Consider the following 19,403-nt stretch of genomic DNA (forward strand, 5'->3'; position numbering starts at 1 on the left):
AGCACAAGACATGGTTCACCCTCGCCTCAAAGAGATTACAGATCGCATAATCGAGCGCAGCGCCACGAGCAGACAAGACTATCTTCGTCGCATGAAAGCGCAACACACAAACGCACCACAACGCACAAACCTCGGTTGCACTAACCTGGCACATGGCTTCGCAGCCTGTCCGGCAGCTGATAAACAGCACCTCGCCACAGACAAGCAGCCAAACCTCGGCATCGTCACCGCCTACAACGATATGCTTTCCGCACACCAGCCATACGAGAGCTACCCGGAAATCATCCGCGAAACAGTCCGCAAAATTCAGGCGACAGCTCAGGTTGCTGGCGGCGTACCAGCCATGTGCGATGGCGTGACACAGGGCCTGCCAGCGATGGACCTGTCACTGTTCTCCCGTGACCTGATCGCCATGTCCGTTGCCGTTGGTCTGTCACATGGCATGTTTGACGCAGCAGTGTTCCTCGGTGTGTGCGATAAGATTGTCCCGGGTCTGCTCATCGGAGCCTTGTCCTTCGGCCATCTACCAGCAATCTTCCTACCTGCTGGCCCAATGACCTCTGGCATTGCCAACGACGAGAAAGCCCGCATCCGCCAGCTGTTTGCAGAAGGCAAAGCAACCCGCGAAGAACTACTTGCTTCTGAAAGCGCATCCTACCACTCACCTGGCACCTGTACGTTCTACGGCACCGCAAACTCCAATCAGATGCTGATGGAGATCATGGGCCTACACATGCCGGGCAGCTCCTTCACCAACCCGCTGACGCCCCTGCGCAAAGCATTGGTTGAAGAAGCAGTCACACAAGTTGTCGAACTCACCGCACAGCGCAGCACCCCTACACCGCTCTTTGAGATCATCAACGAACGCGCAATCGTAAACGGTGTCGTTGGCCTGCACGCAACAGGCGGCTCCACCAACCACACCATGCACCTCGTCGCAATCGCCGCCGCCGCTGGCATTCAGCTCACATGGCAGGACATTTCGGATCTGTCCGAACTCGTCCCGCTGCTTGCCCGCGTTTATCCAAACGGCAAAAGCGATGTAAACCATTTTGAAGCAGCAGGCGGAATGGGTTTCCTCATTCGCGAACTGCTGGATGCAGGTTTGCTGCACAAAGACGTAAAGACAGTCAACGGAACAGGCCTGGACGGTTACACCGTCAACGTCTTCCTTGATGACAAAGGCGGCGTCCTCCGCAAGCCAGCACCGGCTAAGGCATTGGATGAAACCATCCTTGCGCCAATGTCCGTTCCGTTCAACAAAGACGGTGGCCTCAAAGTCCTCACAGGCAACCTCGGCTCTGCCATCATCAAAACCTCTGCTGTCGCACCTGATCGCCATATCATCGAAGCCCCAGCTCAGGTCTTCCATACGCAAGAAGATGTTGAAGCAGCCTTCAAAGCTGGCAAACTCAACAAAGATGTGATTGTCGTGCTCCGTTACGTTGGTCCGCAAGCCTGCGGCATGCCAGAAGCCCATAAACTGACACCACCTCTTAGCGTTGTGCAGAACCGGGGGTATAAAGTCGCACTTGTAACAGATGGCCGGATGTCCGGCGCTAGTGGCAAGATCCCAGCTGCAATTCATGTTACTCCCGAGGCGATGGATGGTGGACCAATTGCAAAGGTAAGGGACGGTGACTTGCTGCGTCTTGATGCAGTAAGCGGTACGCTGGAGCTGCTTGTTCCTGCAGATGAGTTTGCGCAAAGAACTGCCGCACCTGCAGACCTGCAAGCATACCAGAGTGGAACCGGAAGAGAATTATTCGCAAGTTTCAGAGCAAACGTGAGCTCAGCCGATACCGGCGCTCGCCTCTTTAATCTGGAACAGACAAACAAAACCCAACGGAATGCTGACACAATCAGTGCAATGGAGACAGTGTAATGGCTCAAAATATCGAGCACGTAGAAGCAATCATGACCGCCGCCCCGGTGATCGCAGTTCTCATTGTCGATGACCCTAAAAAAGCAGTTCCAATGGCACAGGCCCTCGTGGACGGTGGCATCCCGGGCATCGAGATCACACTGCGCACTCCAAACGCTCTGGATTGTATCAAGGCAGTCGCTGACAACGTGGAAGGCGCTCTGGTTGGTGCTGGTACCGTTCTCACCCATCAGCAGTACGAAGCCTCCGTCAAAGCAGGGTCAACATTCGTCGTTTCTCCGGGCGCAACAGACAATCTGATCGCAGCTGCTGAAGATTTCCAGCAAACTCCTTTACTTCCGGGCACGTGCACTCCGTCTGAAGTGATGAAGCTGCTGGAAGCAGGCTATGAGCGTCTCAAGTTCTTCCCAGCTGTTCCAGCCGGCGGCACTCCGATGTTGAAAGGTCTGTCTTCTCCTCTGGCTGCGGCTAAATTCTGCCCAACTGGTGGTATCAACCTTGGCAACGCACGTGATTTCCTTGCCCTGCCTAACGTCCTTTGCGTTGGCGGGTCTTGGATCGCAGACGCAAAAGCAATTGAATCTGAAGACTGGGCAGGCATTGAAAAGCGGGCTCGCGAAGCAGCTGCATTGACTGTTTAATCGCAAACCATCACGATTGATTGCATTGAATTTCTTACCCGGGGCCTTACATCAAGGACCTGTCATGCTCCTAAAAAGCATGAACATGTTTCCAGGTAAGAAGACGCATAAAAACAAAACTTTAGAGCAGTTTGCACGTCCCGAAAAACGAGCAAGCTGCTTTACGGTAAATTGGCAAGGCGCGACACTCGCTGCCAGCCAGAAGCTATTACAAGAATAAATGGAGGCCTCGATGCCGACAGCTAATCCAAAAGATATCTTTAAACGCCTTGATGAACACGCTCAGGCCATTCATTCCACTAAGATTACCGATCTCTTCGCTGCAGATCCTTCTCGTTTTGATAAGTTCTCCCGCTCTTCTGACGACCTGCTCTACGATTTCTCCAAGAACAAGCTGACTGAAGAAACTCTGGAGCTCCTGCTCGAACTCGCACGCGCTGCCAATGTTGAAGCAAAACGCGATGCCATGTTCGCAGGTGAGCACATCAACACCACAGAAGACCGCGCTGTGCTGCACACCGCCCTGCGCAACCAGTCTGAGAACCCAGTACTGGTGGACAGCAAAGACGTTATGCCTGACATCAACGAAGTGCTCGTCAACATGGGCGACTTCGCAGAAGGCATCCGCTCTGGCGAAATCACAGGTCATTCCGGCGAGAAAATCACAGACGTAGTCAACATCGGCATTGGTGGCTCTGACCTTGGTCCGGTGATGACAACTCTGGCTCTGGCCCCATATCATGATGGCCCGAACCTGCATTACGTCTCCAACGTAGACGGCGCACACATTGCCGACACTTTGGAAAACCTGAATCCGGCGAAGACCCTTTTCATCATCGCCAGCAAGACTTTCACCACTATTGAGACCATGACCAACGCGGCAACAGCCCGTCGTTGGATCGCCAAACACAACGGCGAAGAAGCCGTCGGGGCACACTTTGCAGCTGTCTCCACCGCACTGGAAAAAGTCGCGGCCTTTGGCATCTCGCAAGAGCGTGTCTTTGGCTTCTGGGACTGGGTCGGCGGACGTTACTCCATCTGGTCCGCGATCGGCCTCCCACTCATGATCGCTATTGGTCCGGATGCATTCTCTGATTTCCTCGGCGGCGCCCATGCAATGGACAATCACTTCCGCACCACCCCGATTGAAGACAATATCCCGTTCCTGATGGGCCTCGTCGGTGTCTGGCATCGCAACGTGCTGGGTTACGACACCCGCGCAGTTCTGCCATATGATCAGCGCCTTGCCTGCTTCCCTGCCTACCTGCAACAGCTGGATATGGAATCCAACGGCAAAAGCGTCACCAAAGATGGCACAATGGTTGAAACCCAGACCGGCCCAATCGTCTGGGGTGAGCCTGGCACCAATGGCCAGCATGCGTTCTACCAGCTCATCCATCAGGGCACGAGCATCATTCCTTGCGAGTTTTTGGTTGCTGCCAACAGCCACGAAGAGGACCTGCAAGTCCATCACAATCTCCTTCTGGCAAACTGCCTTGCCCAGAGTGAAGCCCTGCTCCGCGGCCGTTCTCTGGAAGAGGTTGAAGACAAGTTTCGTAAAGATGGAAAATCTGAAGAAGAGATTGCCAAACTAGCTCCACAAAAGGTCTTCCCGGGTAACCGGCCTTCAACCACCCTCCTCTATGATCGTCTCGATCCATTCACGCTGGGTAGGCTGATCGCGTCTTATGAACATCGCGTCTTTGTTGAAGGAGCGATTTGGAACATCAACTCCTACGATCAGTGGGGTGTTGAACTTGGAAAAGAACTCGCGACACAGCTGTTGCCAATGGTTGAAGGCAGCCAATCCGCAGCAAACAAAGACAGTTCGACCCAAGGCTTGTTAAAATATCTAAAGAAGGCGAGGAGCCTCTAATTTTTAACAAACTTTAACCATGTTCTTTTTGTTAGCTCGACCTCACAAAGTTAGAGCTGCCAGGAGGTATCGGGGTCCGGTCAAATTGGGATTGGCAGCAAAAGGAGACTGGAAAAAATGAAAAAAATTGCTCTTGCTGGTGTAAGTGTTGCATTGCTTGCCCTTGCTGGCTGTAACACATCTTCAAGCACGGACCGTACTCTCATCGGCGGTGGCCTTGGTGCTGCGACTGGTGCAGCCATCGGCGCTGCCACAGGCGGTGGTGTGGGGTCCGCTGTCGCTGGTGCAGCAATCGGCGGTGTAGCTGGTGGCATTGTTGGCAATGTGACAACTCCGAAAAACTGCACTGCCTATGATCAGTACGGTCGCCCTTACCGCGTAAAGTGCCCATAAGCCTCGCAAAAAGATTTGGTTACACCATTCCAAAGGCCCTGCAACCGCGGGGCCTTTTTGCGTTACATACCTACAACTCTCAAAAGGCAAACAGCTTCAACTTAACCACCTTGCCATCTCATAAGCCGCATTCACTCATCTGCAACGGGTCAGGCACTACCGTGGGTTTCAAACAATCAGACCATGGGTAGGATCGTGAGAAAAGCAATAATCATAACAGCCACCCTGCTCACACTCGGTGCTTGCAGTGAGTATAACCGAACAGACCGCGTCCTCGTTGGCGGTGGTCTTGGTGCAGCCACCGGCGCTGCGATTGGAGCAGCAACAGGGGATGTCGGCGCGGCCTTTGCCGGTGCGGGTATCGGTGCCGTTGCTGGCGGGTTGATTGGTGCAGCCACCACTCCGCGCCGCTGTGTCGGCTACGACACCTATGGCCGCCCATACTACTACCGCTGCTGACAGCAATCCTCTCTACAGATCAGCCATAAACTCCGGCGCTGCCATGTCCAGCTTAAAGCTGCGCTGGCTTTTGGCACCCGAACTTTGCTGCACCATCTTCTTGTAGATGATCTTATGCGCAGCCGCCAAAGCCATCTTGGCATATTTCATCGTACCAACGCTATGCCGGTTGCCAGAGATCCCTGCCCTACGCAGCAAACCATTGGCATAGATGATCGCATAAAAATCCCTGATCTCAGTGGTGAAGTGCTCAGTGGTCACCGAGATGTTCACCTCATCATGGTTCTCAACCCGATGCGGGTTGTTGAGCGGCCAATGCGCCATCTCACCCGGGCTCAGCGTTACCTTTGTAGCGAACTCATCATACCAGGGCTCAAAGCGGATCTCTTCTTCAGTCGTTCCAAGGAAGATACCTTCCAACTGCTCATCAGAAAGAAACGGCGCGGTATTCTCATAAATATAAACGTCCTTATGGCCCTTCACCTGCCATAAGGATTGTCCGGGTACATCTGCATGATAGTACACTTGGGCACCGGGGGAAGAAATCAACATCCCGGTCTTGTGCTTAAAGGTCCCAAAGCCTGGAACCTTCACTTCAAGCTCATCAAATATCTTCGATGTGACCTGCTTGAAGCCTTCATCCCAGTCCTGAAGAGCACGAAGAGAAAGCCAGAAACGTCCTTCTTCTACAGCACGAAGCACATCCTCGCCTTTGGCACCTTCAATGCTGCCCTGTAGCCACTGGGACTTCTTGGTGCCAATCGCAGCAGGACGAACAAAATCATAGTGCTCAGAGGGAGTGGTCTCAATCAACCGCGCTAGGTTTTCTGGCAGAAACACAGGTAACTCATGCAGGCGGTTGTTCAGCAGGAGCGTGTGCTTGCCGAACACCTCTTTGTAATGCTCTTTCCATTCAACAATCAAATCATGCTGAAGAACCAATTCCAAATCATGATACATGACGCCGCCCAATCAGAAAAATACTAGTAAATTTTGACCAGTATATCGAAACCGCACCTGCAAACTCATTAACGCCGCAGCAAACCGGTGACAGGGTAAACAGAATCTTTACCAACGCAAAACGGGAGCCAGTGGCCCCCGCTTCTAATCTCTAAGTCCGCTTAGACTTTCAGGCTGCTTCAGTTTCCTGAACCAGAGCAGCTTCCGGAGCTACGTAAGTGTAGCCAAGGTTTTCAGCAACTTCAGCAACAGTGACCTGACCCTTATAAACGTTCAGACCTGGCAGGAAGCCTGGGATGTCGCGAAGAGCAGCTGCGTAGCCTTTGTCAGCCAGCGCCAGAACGTAAGGCAAGGTTGCGTTGTTCAGCGCGTAAGTGGAGGTGCGAGCCACAGCGCCCGGCATGTTTGCCACGCAGTAGTGAACCACTTCATCCACGATGTAGGTTGGATCCTGGTGAGTTGTTGCACGGGAGGTTTCAAAACAACCACCCTGGTCGATAGCAACGTCAACCACAACAGAACCCGGCTTCATCGCCTTGATGTGCTCTTTGGTCACCAGTTTCGGCGCAGCTGCACCAGCCACCAGAACAGCACCAACAACCAGATCAGCAGCCAGAACTTCTTTCTCAAGCGCGGCACGGTTGGAGAACACTGTCTTCAAGCGGGAACCGAAGCGAGCAGAAAGAGCGTCGAGAACATCAACGTTTCTGTCCAGAACGGTAACATCGGAACCAAGGCCGATTGCCATTTCAATTGCGTGGGCGCCAACAACACCGCCGCCAATCACAACGGTTTTCGCAGGAGCAACACCCGGTACACCGCCAAGCAGAACGCCAGCGCCGCCATTGGCTTTCTGCAGTGCAGTTGCACCAGCCTGAATGGAAAGACGACCAGCAACCTGAGACATAGGCGCCAGCAGTGGAAGACGGCCTTTTTCGTCAGTTACTGTTTCATAAGCGATGCAAACCGCGCCAGAGGCGACAAGGTCAGCAGTCTGCTCTGGATCCGGAGCCAGGTGCAGGTAGGTGAACAGCAGGTGATCAGGGCGGAGCATCTTGCGCTCAACAGCCTGAGGTTCTTTCACCTTCACAATCATTTCTGCTTTCGCGAAGACGTCTGCAGCAGTCGGCAGGATGGATGCGCCAGCTGCAATATAGTCAGCATCGCTCGCGCCAATGCCAACACCGGCATTGGTTTCAACAACCACGTCGTGGCCATGAGCAACAACTTCACGCACGCTGTCTGGCGTCAGACCAACGCGATATTCGTGATTTTTTATTTCCTTAGGAACACCAACAAGCATCACAATCTCCCAATCAGCTTCGGCTTTGTGTTTCTACATAGCTTATGGAAATCTCAACTGCAGATGCTTGCAATGTGCGCACGACAAGGTACATTTTAGCAAACATCTACGAATAAACATCGTTCAGACACAATAATCTGCGAAAATGGCAAAGCTATGAAACTCGACAAGCTTGATAAAAAGATCCTCCGTGCGCTGCAGGACAATGGCCGTATCTCCAATTCTGATCTTGCAGATCATGTGGGTCTGTCCGCCTCTGCCTGCTTGCGTCGTGTCCGGACGCTGGAGGGTGAAGGCGTCATCGAGAAGTACGTCGCACTGCTCAATCCGAAAAAGCTAGGCAAGCGTATGAGTGTCTTTGTCGAGATCTCGCTCGGGTCTCAGTCAGAGGAAGCCCTTTCAACATTCGAGAAAGCCGTTGATCGCTCCACCGAAATTATGGAGTGCCACCTCATGGGCGGCGATGCGGATTACATCCTGCGAGTGATGGCAGATGATCCGGTTGATTTTGAGCGCATCCACCGTGACCACCTCACCCGCCTTCCCGGCGTTGTGCGCATGCGCTCCTCCTTCGCGATCCGCTCCACCAAACAAGGCAGCGCTCTGCCAATTTCAGAGAGCTAATTCACCTCGAAAACCTTGCGGTTTTCTCGCAGGCATACTCGACGCTTCTGCCAAACCACTCTATAACAACGCTCAATTGTATATTGCTGCAGCTCTCCCGGGCTGCATGAGTATGGAGCACGACTTTGACCCCAATTATCACTTGCTTGCTGGACGGTCGCTACGAGCTGGCCGAAGGTCTCCTCTGGGATGAGCTGACAAAACACCTGTTCTTCTGTGACATCCTCGGAAAACAGATCCACGCAATGCATTGGGATAGCAAAGAAGTCACCACATGGGACTTCCCGAAAGTCGTTGGCTCCTTCGGTCTTTGTAAAGACGGTCGCCTCATCGTGGCGATGAAAGACGAAATCATCCTGTTCGATACAGGCACCAAAATGTACGAAGTCATCGCAAAGATTGAGCCGGATAATCCACGCACCCGTCTGAACGACGGTAAGGTCGGACCTGACGGCGCATTCTGGGTGGGTACCATGGACGACATCAGCCCAAGAACCCCTATCGCCAGCCTCTATCGCGTCACGCCAGATGGCAACGTCACGCAGATTGCCACTGAAATCAGAACCTCCAACGGCTTGGCATGGTCTCCGGACAACAAGATCATGTACCACTCTGACACCGGCTCCGGTGAAGTCTTCGCCTATGATTTCGACCGCGACTTCGGCGCAGTCACCAACCAGCGCAAATTCCTGCAGCTGGACAACACAGTGGGCAGACCCGACGGCGCAACAACAGACACCGATGGCAACTACTGGTCCGCAGGCGTCTCAGCGGGCAACGTCAACTGCTTTGATCCGGATGGACAGCTGCTGCAATCCATCGCCATGCCGGTCCCACGCCCGACAATCCCGTGCTTTGCAGGTCCAAACCTGGGCACACTGGTCGTGGCAAGCCTGCGCCCACATGGAGATGAGGAGCTTCTCAAAGAGTTCCCGAAATCAGGCGGTCTCTTCGCAATGGATGTGGAGCACAAAGGTCTGCCAGCCTGCCGCTTTGGCTAAGCTCTGCCCTGCATCCTGAAAAACAAACAGATTTAGCACCGCTGGCTCATGTCCGGCGGTGTTGTCGTTTGGGCCCCGGAGTACGGGGTGAGCAAGGCGAGCAGGCAGTGCCTGCGCTACTTGTTAAATTAGTTTCTTCGGCATTGGCTGCTCGCCTTGCCCGGGCGTTTTTGTATGAAACAAGATCTCCACCGAAAGGCATTGGGAGCAGGCACCATCAGCAACAAGCACATCAGCCAGAGGCAAATGTGAGTGTCAGTGATAGCTAAACGCCTGCCAGTGTAGACGCCCATCGGGTGACCAGCTTCCGCTTGGTCCCTGCACTAAAGACTTTCAAGGGGTGTTTCAACGGACCCGCCGGAGGATGCGTTAAGTCTCCCGGTAGCCCCGCCCAGCTCACGCTGCACTGACGGTCGCTCCGCCAGCTGCCCGTTTACGTGAACATGAGATCAACAATAAGCTAGCCTGAGCGCACGGGGATAAGATTTTCCGGATGCAGACAAAAATAAGGGGCAGTCAAACCGCCCCTCAATCAACTCTGCTTCAGCTTTCACCAGCCTCAGAAGGCTTGTCATCAATCTGGTAGGGCGCGAGAACCTTCTTGGTTTTCTCCGGCAGGTTCTTCCCCCAGCCGGCATCAAGCTTGTGGTCAACAGACACGCGGTCATCAAACACAAAGCACTCGCCTTTCCAGAGGCTCTCGTCCTCTGGCACATTTTCCAGATAATTCAGAATACCGCCTTCAAGGTGGTAAACCTCATCATAGCCCTGCTCCAGCATCAAGCCAGTAGCCCGCTCACAGCGGATACCACCAGTGCAGAACATGGCAACTTTCTTCTTGGCGCGCAGAGCATTGTCATTGCGTTTGACCCATTCAGGAAACTCATTAAAGGTCTCCGTGTCAGGGTCCAATGCACCTTCAAACGTGCCCAGAGCAAACTCATAGTCATTGCGCGTATCAATCACGACCGTATCCGGGTCAGAGATCAGCGCATTCCAGTCCTCTGGCTTCACATAGGTGCCGACAAGATCATTCGGATCGATATGGTTCACGCCCATATTCACGATCGCCTGTTTCAAACGCACCTTCATGCGCTTGAACGGAACTTGCTTCGCCCAGCTTTCCTTGACGATAATGTCATGAAAACGCGGGTCTTTGCGCAAGTAGACAATCACATCCCGCATCTGCGGTTCTTCACCAGCAATAGTTCCGTTAATGCCCTCGCGAGCAATAAGAAGACTGCCGCGAATACCACGGCTTTTGCAGTAGTCAAGCAGAGGTTCGCGCATGTCTTCAAAGTCCGCAAACTCAACAAACTTGTAGAGCGCACAGACCAAAATGGGGGTTAGCGTATGTGTCATTCTTTGCCTTTGTGGGCTTATTCGTAGCAGTACCTATACCCATTTCCATCGGGTCTGTCAGCAAAAGAGACCATACCAAAACTGCAAACCTCCCCTGCCGAAGCAGGGAAGGTTGAAATGTAACTCGCACGAGAGGTCGTCACAGGTCCATTTACCGGCCCGGGCGGAAGGTTTCCATAATGGTAAGAAGCGTCTGAAGCTGATCCGGCGTACCAGACTGAGCAACCTTTTCCGTAGCACCAGCAGCTGCCATGGTATCCATGGAGTAGATCTGCATAACGCCCTGGTTGGTTGCAGCCTGAGCCAGAATGTTCTGCTGCTGAGAAGCAGCCACGTTATTCTCAAAGAGAATACCGGTTGAGTGCGCCATAGTCTGGAAAAGCGAACCCATAGCCATGGCGGGTGCTTCACCAACAACCTTCACATTGGTTTGTGTGACGGCATCAGTAATCATTGGATTTACCGTATCCGGCATAGTCGTCATCCTTAAAAATGCAGCATATCTTTCGAAGAGACGAGACCGCCTTTCGAATACCGATACGCGGGAGACAGAAACAAAAGCAGCTCAGCAGAATATGAACTGCCATGAATAAGAGAAGTCGTGTCCGGTGATTTCACAGAGAACCACCAGGGGCATGCCCACCTGAAAACCAACCGGACACCATTAACTGCAAGTTGAACCAACGCCGCCGGAGGGCGACGCCTAAACCCGTTAGGTTGGGTTGAAAACGCGCATGATTGTCAGCAGCGTGTTCAACTGGTCTGGTGTGCCGCTCTGAGCAACTTTTTCGGTAGCACCAGCGCCAGCCATCGTATCCATGGAGTAAATCTGCATGACTCCCTGGTTAGCTGCTGCCTGAGAAAGAATGTTCTGCTGCTGAGCGGCAGAGACATAGTTCTCAAAGAGAATTCCGGTGGAATGAGCCATTGTCTGAAAGACACTGCCCATTGCCATCGCAGGGGCTTCACCCACGACCTTTACGTTGGACTGGGTAACCGCGTCAGTGATCATAGGGCTAACAGTTGTTGGCATTCTAATAGTCCTCTTTCATACAGTTCTGGTCAAAATCCGGTTCTGCATTTCCTTGAACTGGCTCCAAAGGAGTACGCGCTACTACAACTTAAAGGATGCATCAGAACCATTCTCATCGCTCTGGCCTTTGCACCAGAAAGCGAAGCTCGAAAGTTCCGGTTATGGGTTGAAACTACGCAAGGTAGTCAGCAGCGTGCTAAGTTGGTCAGCTGTCCCAGCCTGAGCAACTTTTTCTGTGGCCGATGCCCCGGCCGTTGTATTCGCGGAATAGATTTGCATGACGCCCATGTTGGTCGTCGCCTGTGCAAGAATGGTAGATTGAGACGCGGATGCGACTGAGTTCTGCAACAAAATGCCCGTTGAATGTGCAAGGGATGCATAGAGGTTTCCCATCGCAATTGCAGGCGCTTGCCCAAGCACCGTTACATTGGATTGCGTGACAGCATCCGTCACCATGCCACCCTCTGGTATTACGGGGCCAATCCCCGGTAGATCCGCCATAAATCACTCCCACCTGATCAACCGAACTCATGAGCAGTTCGGTAAAAACGCAGCCCTGCTTCACCTCTGATCAAGCGCAAGCACTGCACTGACCAGAGGCAAACTCTCAATTATTTAGAAAACTCAATGGCCGTTGCAGACTGACCAAACACCGCGACTTAACGCGAAAAGTACCGACACAATGTTCCGAGCAAACTCTCGTTCACCTGCTCGGCTTCCTTCGGGTCCATATGTGAAATGCTGTTTGCAGCAGCCATGGAACCAACAGAATAAGTATGCAAAATTCCTTGATTCAAAGCGGTCTGCGCAATGATGTTCTGGCGCTGTGCATTCGAGACGGAATTCTCAAAAAGCACCCCTGTCGATTGCGCCGCTGTCAGGAAGGTCAGCGCCAGCGCGAACGCAGGAGCCACCCCAAGAATTGCAATCACGTCAGCATCAACAGTTCCGCCATCGGAGGGTTTTGTTGCGCCACATTGTTCCTCAATAGTCTTTGGCATTTTTTCTCCAATATGCTTGTTATTATTGCCATTTACAGACTATTGACGCCGCTCCTCTCTATTTGTGAACTCTTTCCTAAGAGCCAGTGCCCTTCGTAAGAATTGGTTCACACATCACTCATCTATCGCGAGTTCTCTGTTGCAGATAACTAATCAAAAGCTCCGAGAGCTTCTCATTGAGTGGCGCAATCTGCCTTGAAAGCTCCGATTTGATTTCCTTCTTCAGAAAATCCCGCATGGCTTCAGCAGCCTGTACCGCCATCGCTTCCTGATTGGGAACCCCGCCCTGACCGGGCAGGCCAGAGCCCGGAAACTGCGCCATGCCGGGACCAGCTTGCGGCCCACCTTGCCCAGGCACCATTTGCGGCTGCGGCTGTGCAGGCGGTGGTGCTGGTGGTGATTGCGGTTCCTCATCCCCAGTACCAATCACGCTCTTAATCGTCGTAATCTCTTCATCAATGGAGGTGCACAGCTTGGCTGCCGCCTGCTCCACTTCAGACACAATCGTCTGCGCAGAGGATGTTGCATCGTCACAAGCCCGATTGATCTGCGCCTGCTGCTGGCGGATTTCAGCAACCACCTCATTGTAGTTTGGAATGCCCTGCCTCAGCTGCGCAAATTCACTGGCCGCTTGATCCACATTCTGCTTCACCTTGGTCAGCTGCACGACAGCATCATCCAGCGCAGAGTTGAATTCCGGGCCCGGCGTCACCGTGACCTTTTGAGGACCAGCATCTGCGGCCCCTGACGTTCCGTTCGCGGCTGTACTCATCGCCTCACTCCTCAAGTCCAGTCTTACCAGTTGTGATCTGAATTTCGCTCGGAACTACGGTCCTCTCCCCGCGCATCAAACTCAATGTCACCAGTGGAGGTAAACCGCGCAAGAAGCTCCTCTTCCACCCCATCCTGGATCAACCGGTCCTCGTCTTCACGGTCCTCATACCGGTCGGCCTCTTCCTGCAATCGCTCATCGCGAAACCCGAGAACCACATCCGCTGCAGTAATGCCATCTTCACACACCAGCATCCCTTCCGCCTTCACCAGCGCATCCCGCGCCAGACTCAGATGACACAGAAGCCCTGGCAGCGTCTCAACACCAGACCGCGACAGCGTAAGCGTCTCTTCCTGCTCGATAACCCCTTCCCAGCGGCGCAACTGATTGAGGATCACCTCCTCCAATTCCTCTCGAATGTATGTAACGTCCCGTTCCATATCTCACCTTTAGAGCTGACCGGGGATCTGCCTATCGCGTCAGAGCCCGAAGAAAAGTCGCAAGCAAAATGTAGTCCTATTGAAACAACAGCGTAATTTCCTGAAACAGATCCACCAACTGACCCGCTTCCGGCAAATCACTCACTCACATCCTGAAACGCCGAGATGGCATTGGTCACCATGACGTTCAGCTCCGTCAGCGCAGGTGTCGCTGCCAACGCAGGATCCTGCGCTATCTTCGCAGCCACAATCGCCTGTGCGGCCATGGAGATTTGCATGACACCGTTCATGTAGGTCTCTGCATTTTGCGACGCATGCCCGCTGGACTGCTTGGTCATCACATCATCAGGAATGGAGATCATCGACTCCAATCCTTGGTAGTTTTGAAAGTTGGTAAACTGCACAGCCTGAGTAATCTGTTCGTTTAAAGCAGAAGTTGAAGGCGCAGAGGTTGGCAATGGTGGATAGGATGGCCCGGCGGACTGCTCCTTCCCGGTATCCGTGGATGTGCCCTGCGACTGCCCACCCGTCCCGTCAGAACCGGTAGTATCCTCAAAGTCTGCACCGCCAGCAGATCCCTTTTCACTATCCATCACCATGGTTTGTTGCGCTCCGGATTGACTGTTGCTCTCACTTGCTGTGTTGACGGTTTCCGTTGCCGCCTGTGAGGACATTTTGACCGCTGGAGAAGATCGCTGAGCACCCTGTGTTCTGGATGCCTCAGCACCGGACTGAGTTGAGGAACGCAAACTATTATCGCTCAAAGGTCCGTGGAGCAGAGAGATCAGGCGCCGCCGACGCGTAATCGCATTCTCATACTCTTGAGAAGCTGAACTCTCACCTCTCTCCCTCACCATCAAATTCCCTCAAATTAGCCACCTGAAGGTTTAGACTCCGCTCCAGACGTCGGGCCTATTTCCATAATCAGCTGAACGCCCTTGGACACCACAGCCGTCGATATCTGGTTCATGGATTGCTGCGCATGGGTCGCATTTTGAACCGACAGTCCCGTCGCATTGCTTACCACCTGATACAGATTGGCAATTGCCTGAGAGGGCGCTTCACCCACCACCTTCACATTCGTCTGGGTAACGGCATCCGTCACCTGAGCATTTACAGTATCTTCCGCCATGCTTTCGCCCTCGCAGTCTAAATTCGTTAACTATTCGGAGAGACGCACTCCCAACCCTCCTGTGAACATTCAATCTGCTCAATTGAGCCGCTTACGCTTCTTGGAGCGGGCATCTCTTAGCTTCTCACGCAAAAACTGCACCCGCTTGCGGGCTAAAGCCTGAGAAATATTCAGCTCCTCCGAAATCTCGCTGTAACTGCGATCCTCGGCAAATTTCATAGAAAAAATCTGCTGATAGATAAGAGGAAGCCGCTCCAGCGTCTTGCTGATCAGCATCAGCTCTTCCTTCTGTGCCAGCAACACTTCCTGCGGTGCGCTTTCAATCTCTGTGTTGGCCAGATGTTCGTCGTAAACATCCTTATCGCCATCACGAAACTGATATTCATAACGCTTCTTCCGGTACTGACTGATGAACTCGTTTTTGAGCGCGTACATAAAAAAGGCGATTGGCTCCCTCATATTCAAGGGACGCTGTTCAAAGTGCGATGCAACCTTAATGATCGTTGCTGACATCAACTCTTCAGCCGCATCCATATCACCACCCGTAAGATGAAACGCTCTTCCAAATATCTTTTTTCTATGCTCGTTCCAGTATTCCCAAACAGGCGTCAGGTCCTGACGCCCATCAAGATGTTCTAGTCGTGTATTCTTGTAATACATCCGCCACACCTCAATGTATTACAGACTAAATCCCTGAACACCACAAAGAGACATCACGAAACACACACCAACACTGGCATGGAGAACAGATATCAACTTTATTTCTAGAGAATTCGTCCGCTTCGATAGAGATGAAGCTACGGATATTCTTGTTTACGGAAAACCAACGCAATTTTATGGGTTGTATAAATTCACGCTTACAACCCTTGATAATATAACGTGAACCAGATTAGAAATTTTAAGAGGTTCCAGTCACTTAACGACCTTCGAGTAATCAACCTTGCAGAATTACAACACAACCAGAAACACGACGACGACCTGTTAACAACCTATAAGGTGTATACTTGAGATTGATACAACCCGAAAAATGCATAAGCCCAATCTCATAGAGCGCCATCCACCCTGCCCTTAATAGACAGCCCGCCCGACGTTTTGTGACATAAGCGATTCTACAAATTAAAGGAGAGATTGTTTTTCCAGGTGCTCAATCACAAACCGCGCACGCTCTTCAACGCACACTTGCGGCACGTCAACCAACTCATATCCATAAGCACGATAGACCGAAACATTCGCCGCATAATCCTGGCATGCAAAGTCAAAGCCATGCGTTCGCTCCGCATCATGTTCAAAAATCTCTCTCCACGGCGCACACACAAACACAGGCGACGCAAACCGCCTCAGTTGCGCAGCACGCACCATGCTTTCAGGAACAGAAGCCCCAATAATTACACTATACGCAATCGCTTCCAGAAAACTGCGATCATGGAACACAGGCTCACCTGATCGCCGCCCTCCCCGATCAAACGCCGCAATAGAACGCTCAAACAACAAATCCCGAAAAGCAACACGGCTTATTGGCCCTACGACGCAAAAAAACCCGGCGAAATAAGTCGCCGGGTTTTTCTTTTGAAGTCACATCTAATTATCCAAGGAATGTAAAGTCATCCTGTTTCAGACTGGATAGGGTGACGCCCTCAAGAGTAATCGAAGTATCGGCGTCGAGTGTGATCACCGTATTAGCACCATCCTGCTCAGCGGCTGCAAGTACTGCTTCAAAATCGGCAAAGACAGATGTTGTAAACTCGATAACATCCGAACCTTCTGCTCCACTAGCAAAATCCTGGATGACATCGTGGCCAGTAGTAACAGCCATGAACACAAATGTGTCATCGCCTTCACCACCATTAAGGATATCATCACCAGCTCCACCGGAGATCCGATCATCCCCGCCATTCCCGGCAATTACATCAGCTCCGACACCACCTTTAAGAATTTCAGCAACAGCACTACCAATCAACTTAACTGGGGCCATCTCGAAGGTTTCAATTACCGGCGTTCCTGTTGGCTCATATACAGTGCCATCAGCCCCGACATAGTTGCCATCTTCATCAGGCGTGAACACGTAAACCGAACCTGACCGCTCACCCTTGTCGTCATCCCCATAAGCCCCGACAGTGATGACACCATCTTCATTGATCGAGACGGATTGCCCGAAGTAATCACTGGCTGCCCCATCATGAGCCGTCAGAACGATTTCCTGATAACCACCAGATCCATCCGGCACATAAACATAGGCAGCCCCTTTTAAATTGTTGCCACCTGTCGTCCCTGTGACGATGACACCAGCCTCATTCATGGCAAGCGTTGAGCCTGTCCCACTGTGTCCGGTAATCAGCTTGGAGATCACATAATTGCCACTGCCATCAGGTTCATGGATGTATAGGACACCTGTGGCTCCAACAACAACGGTACCATCACCCTTAACAGCACCACTGATGCCGAAGGTCGCAGTGGAATCAGGGGCAATCAACTGCAGTTCCGTATAACCACCAGATCCATCTGGAGTGAACACACGGGCCAGAGCACCCGGACCGTCCGCAAACACAACACCAGCCTCATTGATGCTGAGGGTGCCGCCAAAACCATCTTTACCAGAGGCAACCAGCTTCGTTTCCGTGTAACCACCAGAACCATCAGGAGCAAAGATATAGATCTTGTCGGTAGTTGTGCCGTAAGCAGAAGCGACAATCACGCCCGCCTCATTCATGGCAAAGCCATGGTTACCGAGGTAGTCGCTGGCAGCACCGTCAGAGGCAGTCAGCTTGACTTCCGAATACCCCCCGCCTTCTGTCGGTGTGTACACGTAGATCGAGCCAGACTGTGCGCCCTTGTCGGAATCTCGGATTGCAGCAACTGCAATCACACCAGAATTATTAATGGCTGTTCTCACCCCATAAAAATCAGAATTTGCCCCATCGGAAGCCACCAACTTGGTCTCAATATAACCATCACCATCAGGTGTGTAGATATAGACTGAGCCAGAGTTCTGACCTTTGTCATCATCATAGCGAGATCCGACAACAACAACACCATGGTCATTCATCTGCGCATCAGAACCAAAATTGTCATCCTCAAATCCATCAGAAGCGACGAGTTTGAACGCTGACCCGTCTCCCTCAACAGCATGGTGTTCACCATAGGAATAGATTACCGGCGTTCCTGTTGGCTCATATACAGTGCCATCAGCCCCGACATAGTTGCCATCTTCATCAGGCGTGAACACGTAAACCGAACCTGACCGCTCACCCTTGTCGTCATCCCCATAAGCCCCGACAGTGATGACACCATCTTCATTGATCGAGACGGATTGCCCGAAGTAATCACTGGCTGCCCCATCATGAGCCGTCAGAACGATTTCCTGATAACCACCAGATCCATCCGGCACATAAACATAGGCAGCCCCTTTTAAATTGTTGCCACCTGTCGTCCCTGTGACGATGACACCAGCCTCATTCATGGCAAGCGTTGAGCCTGTCCCACTGTGTCCGGTAATCAGCTTGGAGATCACATAATTGCCACTGCCATCAGGTTCATGGATGTATAGGACACCTGTGGCTCCAACAACAACGGTACCATCACCCTTAACAGCACCACTGATGCCGAAGGTCGCAGTGGAATCAGGGGCAATCAACTGCAGTTCCGTATAACCACCAGATCCATCTGGAGTGAACACACGGGCCAGAGCACCCGGACCGTCCGCAAACACAACACCAGCCTCATTGATGCTGAGGGTGCCGCCAAAACCATCTTTACCAGAGGCAACCAGCTTCGTTTCCGTGTAACCACCAGAACCATCAGGAGCAAAGATATAGATCTTGTCGGTAGTTGTGCCGTAAGCAGAAGCGACAATCACGCCCGCCTCATTCATGGCAAAGCCATGGTTACCGAGGTAGTCGCTGGCAGCACCGTCAGAGGCAGTCAGCTTGACTTCCGAATACCCCCCGCCTTCTGTCGGTGTGTACACGTAGATCGAGCCAGACTGTGCGCCCTTGTCGGAATCTCGGATTGCAGCAACTGCAATCACACCAGAATTATTAATGGCTGTTCTCACCCCATAAAAATCAGAATTTGCCCCATCGGAAGCCACCAACTTGGTCTCAATATAACCATCACCATCAGGTGTGTAGATATAGACTGAGCCAGAGTTCTGACCTTTGTCATCATCATAGCGAGATCCGACAACAACAACACCATGGTCATTCATCTGCGCATCAGAACCAAAATTGTCATCCTCAAATCCATCAGAAGCGACGAGTTTTCCTCCTCCAACTTTATTGGTGCCGTTGATCGTCACCGTCACTGTCTTGGTGATCACACCGCCATTGCCATCATCGATCGTGTAGGTGAACGTGTCAGTCGCTGTCTCACCAACGCTCAGATGGATGAACGCATCACCGCAATCATAGGAGAACGTGCCATCGCCATTGTTGATCACAACACCAACTGTGGTGCTGTTGTCGATCGTGATGATGTGCGTGTCGTTCACATCAACATCACTAAAGTCAGCGTTGATGATCACAA

The 19,403-nt window shown here is 52.3% G+C and carries 21 protein-coding genes; 7 read left to right on the forward strand and 14 right to left on the reverse strand.

Annotated elements, in window-relative coordinates; genetic code table 11:
* Window positions 1-10: 10 nt before the first annotated feature.
* The 5 genes from edd to PsAD46_RS23315 all read left to right on the forward strand — a co-directional run bounded on the left by edd (window position 11) and on the right by PsAD46_RS23315 (window position 5,254).
* Window positions 11-1,885, forward strand: coding sequence for a phosphogluconate dehydratase (gene edd / locus PsAD46_RS23295; protein WP_063307963.1), 1,875 nt, complete (start codon window positions 11-13; stop codon window positions 1,883-1,885).
* Window positions 1,885-2,526 (forward strand): bifunctional 4-hydroxy-2-oxoglutarate aldolase/2-dehydro-3-deoxy-phosphogluconate aldolase, encoded by a 642-nt coding sequence (gene eda / locus PsAD46_RS23300; protein ID WP_063307964.1) that lies wholly within the window; start codon window positions 1,885-1,887, stop codon window positions 2,524-2,526. The genes edd and eda overlap by 1 nt, the downstream gene beginning before the upstream one ends.
* A gap of 232 nt (window positions 2,527-2,758) precedes the next feature.
* Window positions 2,759-4,402 carry a glucose-6-phosphate isomerase gene (pgi, locus tag PsAD46_RS23305; protein ID WP_063307981.1) on the forward strand — a complete coding sequence of 548 codons (1,644 nt, stop codon included), beginning with the start codon at window positions 2,759-2,761 and terminating at the stop codon, window positions 4,400-4,402.
* A 117-nt stretch (window positions 4,403-4,519) separates the two neighbouring features.
* On the forward strand, window positions 4,520-4,795 hold the full coding sequence (locus PsAD46_RS23310; protein WP_057460914.1) for a glycine zipper domain-containing protein: 276 nt from the start codon (window positions 4,520-4,522) through the stop codon (window positions 4,793-4,795).
* Window positions 4,796-4,990: 195 nt separating this feature from the next.
* Window positions 4,991-5,254: a glycine zipper domain-containing protein gene (locus PsAD46_RS23315; RefSeq protein WP_057460919.1), complete on the forward strand. Its 264-nt coding sequence runs from the start codon at window positions 4,991-4,993 to the stop codon at window positions 5,252-5,254.
* A 12-nt stretch (window positions 5,255-5,266) separates the two neighbouring features.
* Here PsAD46_RS23315 and PsAD46_RS23320 read toward each other — a convergent pair whose 3' ends face one another.
* Window positions 5,267-6,214: a hypothetical protein gene (locus PsAD46_RS23320; RefSeq protein WP_063307965.1), complete on the reverse strand. Its 948-nt coding sequence runs from the start codon at window positions 6,212-6,214 to the stop codon at window positions 5,267-5,269.
* 169 nt (window positions 6,215-6,383) lie between these two features.
* Window positions 6,384-7,517 carry an alanine dehydrogenase gene (gene ald, locus PsAD46_RS23325; protein ID WP_057460912.1) on the reverse strand — a complete coding sequence of 378 codons (1,134 nt, stop codon included), beginning with the start codon at window positions 7,515-7,517 and terminating at the stop codon, window positions 6,384-6,386.
* A gap of 156 nt (window positions 7,518-7,673) precedes the next feature.
* Between ald and PsAD46_RS23330 the strand changes: the two genes are divergently transcribed.
* Both PsAD46_RS23330 and PsAD46_RS23335 read left to right on the forward strand, forming a co-directional pair.
* Window positions 7,674-8,141 (forward strand): Lrp/AsnC family transcriptional regulator, encoded by a 468-nt coding sequence (locus tag PsAD46_RS23330; RefSeq protein WP_057460911.1) that lies wholly within the window; start codon window positions 7,674-7,676, stop codon window positions 8,139-8,141.
* A 125-nt stretch (window positions 8,142-8,266) separates the two neighbouring features.
* On the forward strand, window positions 8,267-9,142 hold the full coding sequence (locus PsAD46_RS23335) for an SMP-30/gluconolactonase/LRE family protein (RefSeq protein WP_063307966.1): 876 nt from the start codon (window positions 8,267-8,269) through the stop codon (window positions 9,140-9,142).
* Between the two features lie 543 nt (window positions 9,143-9,685).
* Here PsAD46_RS23335 and PsAD46_RS23340 read toward each other — a convergent pair.
* From PsAD46_RS23340 to PsAD46_RS23395, 12 genes are all read right to left on the reverse strand, one after another.
* Entirely contained in the window at window positions 9,686-10,504 is an 819-nt protein-coding gene (locus PsAD46_RS23340) for a rhodanese-related sulfurtransferase (protein WP_063307967.1), read from the reverse strand.
* Between the two features lie 151 nt (window positions 10,505-10,655).
* On the reverse strand, window positions 10,656-10,979 hold the full coding sequence (locus tag PsAD46_RS23345; RefSeq protein WP_057460908.1) for a RebB family R body protein: 324 nt from the start codon (window positions 10,977-10,979) through the stop codon (window positions 10,656-10,658).
* Between the two features lie 237 nt (window positions 10,980-11,216).
* Window positions 11,217-11,537, reverse strand: a complete 321-nt coding sequence (locus tag PsAD46_RS23350) for a RebB family R body protein (RefSeq protein WP_057460907.1) — start codon at window positions 11,535-11,537, stop codon at window positions 11,217-11,219.
* A gap of 159 nt (window positions 11,538-11,696) precedes the next feature.
* The gene (locus tag PsAD46_RS23355; protein WP_057460918.1) at window positions 11,697-11,993 is read right to left on the reverse strand and encodes a RebB family R body protein; all 297 of its coding nucleotides are present in this window, start codon (window positions 11,991-11,993) and stop codon (window positions 11,697-11,699) included.
* Window positions 11,994-12,196: 203 nt separating this feature from the next.
* Window positions 12,197-12,538 (reverse strand): RebB family R body protein, encoded by a 342-nt coding sequence (locus PsAD46_RS23360; protein WP_063292812.1) that lies wholly within the window; start codon window positions 12,536-12,538, stop codon window positions 12,197-12,199.
* A gap of 118 nt (window positions 12,539-12,656) precedes the next feature.
* Window positions 12,657-13,310 (reverse strand): hypothetical protein, encoded by a 654-nt coding sequence (locus tag PsAD46_RS23365; protein WP_063307968.1) that lies wholly within the window; start codon window positions 13,308-13,310, stop codon window positions 12,657-12,659.
* Window positions 13,311-13,333: 23 nt separating this feature from the next.
* Window positions 13,334-13,750: a hypothetical protein gene (locus PsAD46_RS23370; protein ID WP_057460905.1), complete on the reverse strand. Its 417-nt coding sequence runs from the start codon at window positions 13,748-13,750 to the stop codon at window positions 13,334-13,336.
* Window positions 13,751-13,887: 137 nt separating this feature from the next.
* Window positions 13,888-14,607 carry a hypothetical protein gene (locus tag PsAD46_RS23375; RefSeq protein WP_063307969.1) on the reverse strand — a complete coding sequence of 240 codons (720 nt, stop codon included), beginning with the start codon at window positions 14,605-14,607 and terminating at the stop codon, window positions 13,888-13,890.
* A gap of 14 nt (window positions 14,608-14,621) precedes the next feature.
* Complete coding sequence (locus tag PsAD46_RS23380; protein ID WP_054663306.1) at window positions 14,622-14,882, reverse strand: RebB family R body protein; 261 nt, start codon at window positions 14,880-14,882, stop codon at window positions 14,622-14,624.
* Window positions 14,883-14,960: 78 nt separating this feature from the next.
* Window positions 14,961-15,542, reverse strand: a complete 582-nt coding sequence (locus PsAD46_RS23385) for a sigma-70 family RNA polymerase sigma factor (RefSeq protein ID WP_057460903.1) — start codon at window positions 15,540-15,542, stop codon at window positions 14,961-14,963.
* A 456-nt stretch (window positions 15,543-15,998) separates the two neighbouring features.
* Window positions 15,999-16,397, reverse strand: a complete 399-nt coding sequence (locus PsAD46_RS23390) for an AAA family ATPase (protein ID WP_084404520.1) — start codon at window positions 16,395-16,397, stop codon at window positions 15,999-16,001.
* Window positions 16,398-16,464: 67 nt separating this feature from the next.
* Window positions 16,465-19,403, reverse strand: a 2,939-nt coding sequence (locus PsAD46_RS23395; RefSeq protein ID WP_193776991.1) for a VCBS domain-containing protein, incomplete at its 5' end; no start/stop codon positions are given.

The organism is Pseudovibrio sp. Ad46 (genome assembly GCF_001623065.1).
Classification (GTDB): domain Bacteria; phylum Pseudomonadota; class Alphaproteobacteria; order Rhizobiales; family Stappiaceae; genus Pseudovibrio.

What these genes read in the sequence shown, in the direction of transcription:
- edd (WP_063307963.1), top strand. Translation starts at nt 11, where the DNA reads ATGGTTCACCCTCGCCTCAAAGAGATTACAGATCGCATAATCGAGCGC.
- eda (WP_063307964.1), top strand. Translation starts at nt 1,885, where the DNA reads ATGGCTCAAAATATCGAGCACGTAGAAGCAATCATGACCGCCGCCCCG.
- pgi (WP_063307981.1), top strand. Translation starts at nt 2,759, where the DNA reads ATGCCGACAGCTAATCCAAAAGATATCTTTAAACGCCTTGATGAACAC.
- PsAD46_RS23310 (WP_057460914.1), top strand. Translation starts at nt 4,520, where the DNA reads ATGAAAAAAATTGCTCTTGCTGGTGTAAGTGTTGCATTGCTTGCCCTT.
- PsAD46_RS23320 (WP_063307965.1), bottom strand. Translation starts at nt 6,214, where the DNA reads ATGTATCATGATTTGGAATTGGTTCTTCAGCATGATTTGATTGTTGAA.
- ald (WP_057460912.1), bottom strand. Translation starts at nt 7,517, where the DNA reads ATGCTTGTTGGTGTTCCTAAGGAAATAAAAAATCACGAATATCGCGTT.
- PsAD46_RS23330 (WP_057460911.1), top strand. Translation starts at nt 7,674, where the DNA reads ATGAAACTCGACAAGCTTGATAAAAAGATCCTCCGTGCGCTGCAGGAC.
- PsAD46_RS23340 (WP_063307967.1), bottom strand. Translation starts at nt 10,504, where the DNA reads ATGACACATACGCTAACCCCCATTTTGGTCTGTGCGCTCTACAAGTTT.
- PsAD46_RS23345 (WP_057460908.1), bottom strand. Translation starts at nt 10,979, where the DNA reads ATGCCGGATACGGTAAATCCAATGATTACTGATGCCGTCACACAAACC.
- PsAD46_RS23350 (WP_057460907.1), bottom strand. Translation starts at nt 11,537, where the DNA reads ATGCCAACAACTGTTAGCCCTATGATCACTGACGCGGTTACCCAGTCC.
- PsAD46_RS23355 (WP_057460918.1), bottom strand. Translation starts at nt 11,993, where the DNA reads ATGGTGACGGATGCTGTCACGCAATCCAATGTAACGGTGCTTGGGCAA.
- PsAD46_RS23360 (WP_063292812.1), bottom strand. Translation starts at nt 12,538, where the DNA reads ATGCCAAAGACTATTGAGGAACAATGTGGCGCAACAAAACCCTCCGAT.
- PsAD46_RS23365 (WP_063307968.1), bottom strand. Translation starts at nt 13,310, where the DNA reads ATGAGTACAGCCGCGAACGGAACGTCAGGGGCCGCAGATGCTGGTCCT.
- PsAD46_RS23370 (WP_057460905.1), bottom strand. Translation starts at nt 13,750, where the DNA reads ATGGAACGGGACGTTACATACATTCGAGAGGAATTGGAGGAGGTGATC.
- PsAD46_RS23375 (WP_063307969.1), bottom strand. Translation starts at nt 14,607, where the DNA reads ATGGTGAGGGAGAGAGGTGAGAGTTCAGCTTCTCAAGAGTATGAGAAT.
- PsAD46_RS23380 (WP_054663306.1), bottom strand. Translation starts at nt 14,882, where the DNA reads ATGGCGGAAGATACTGTAAATGCTCAGGTGACGGATGCCGTTACCCAG.
- PsAD46_RS23385 (WP_057460903.1), bottom strand. Translation starts at nt 15,542, where the DNA reads ATGTATTACAAGAATACACGACTAGAACATCTTGATGGGCGTCAGGAC.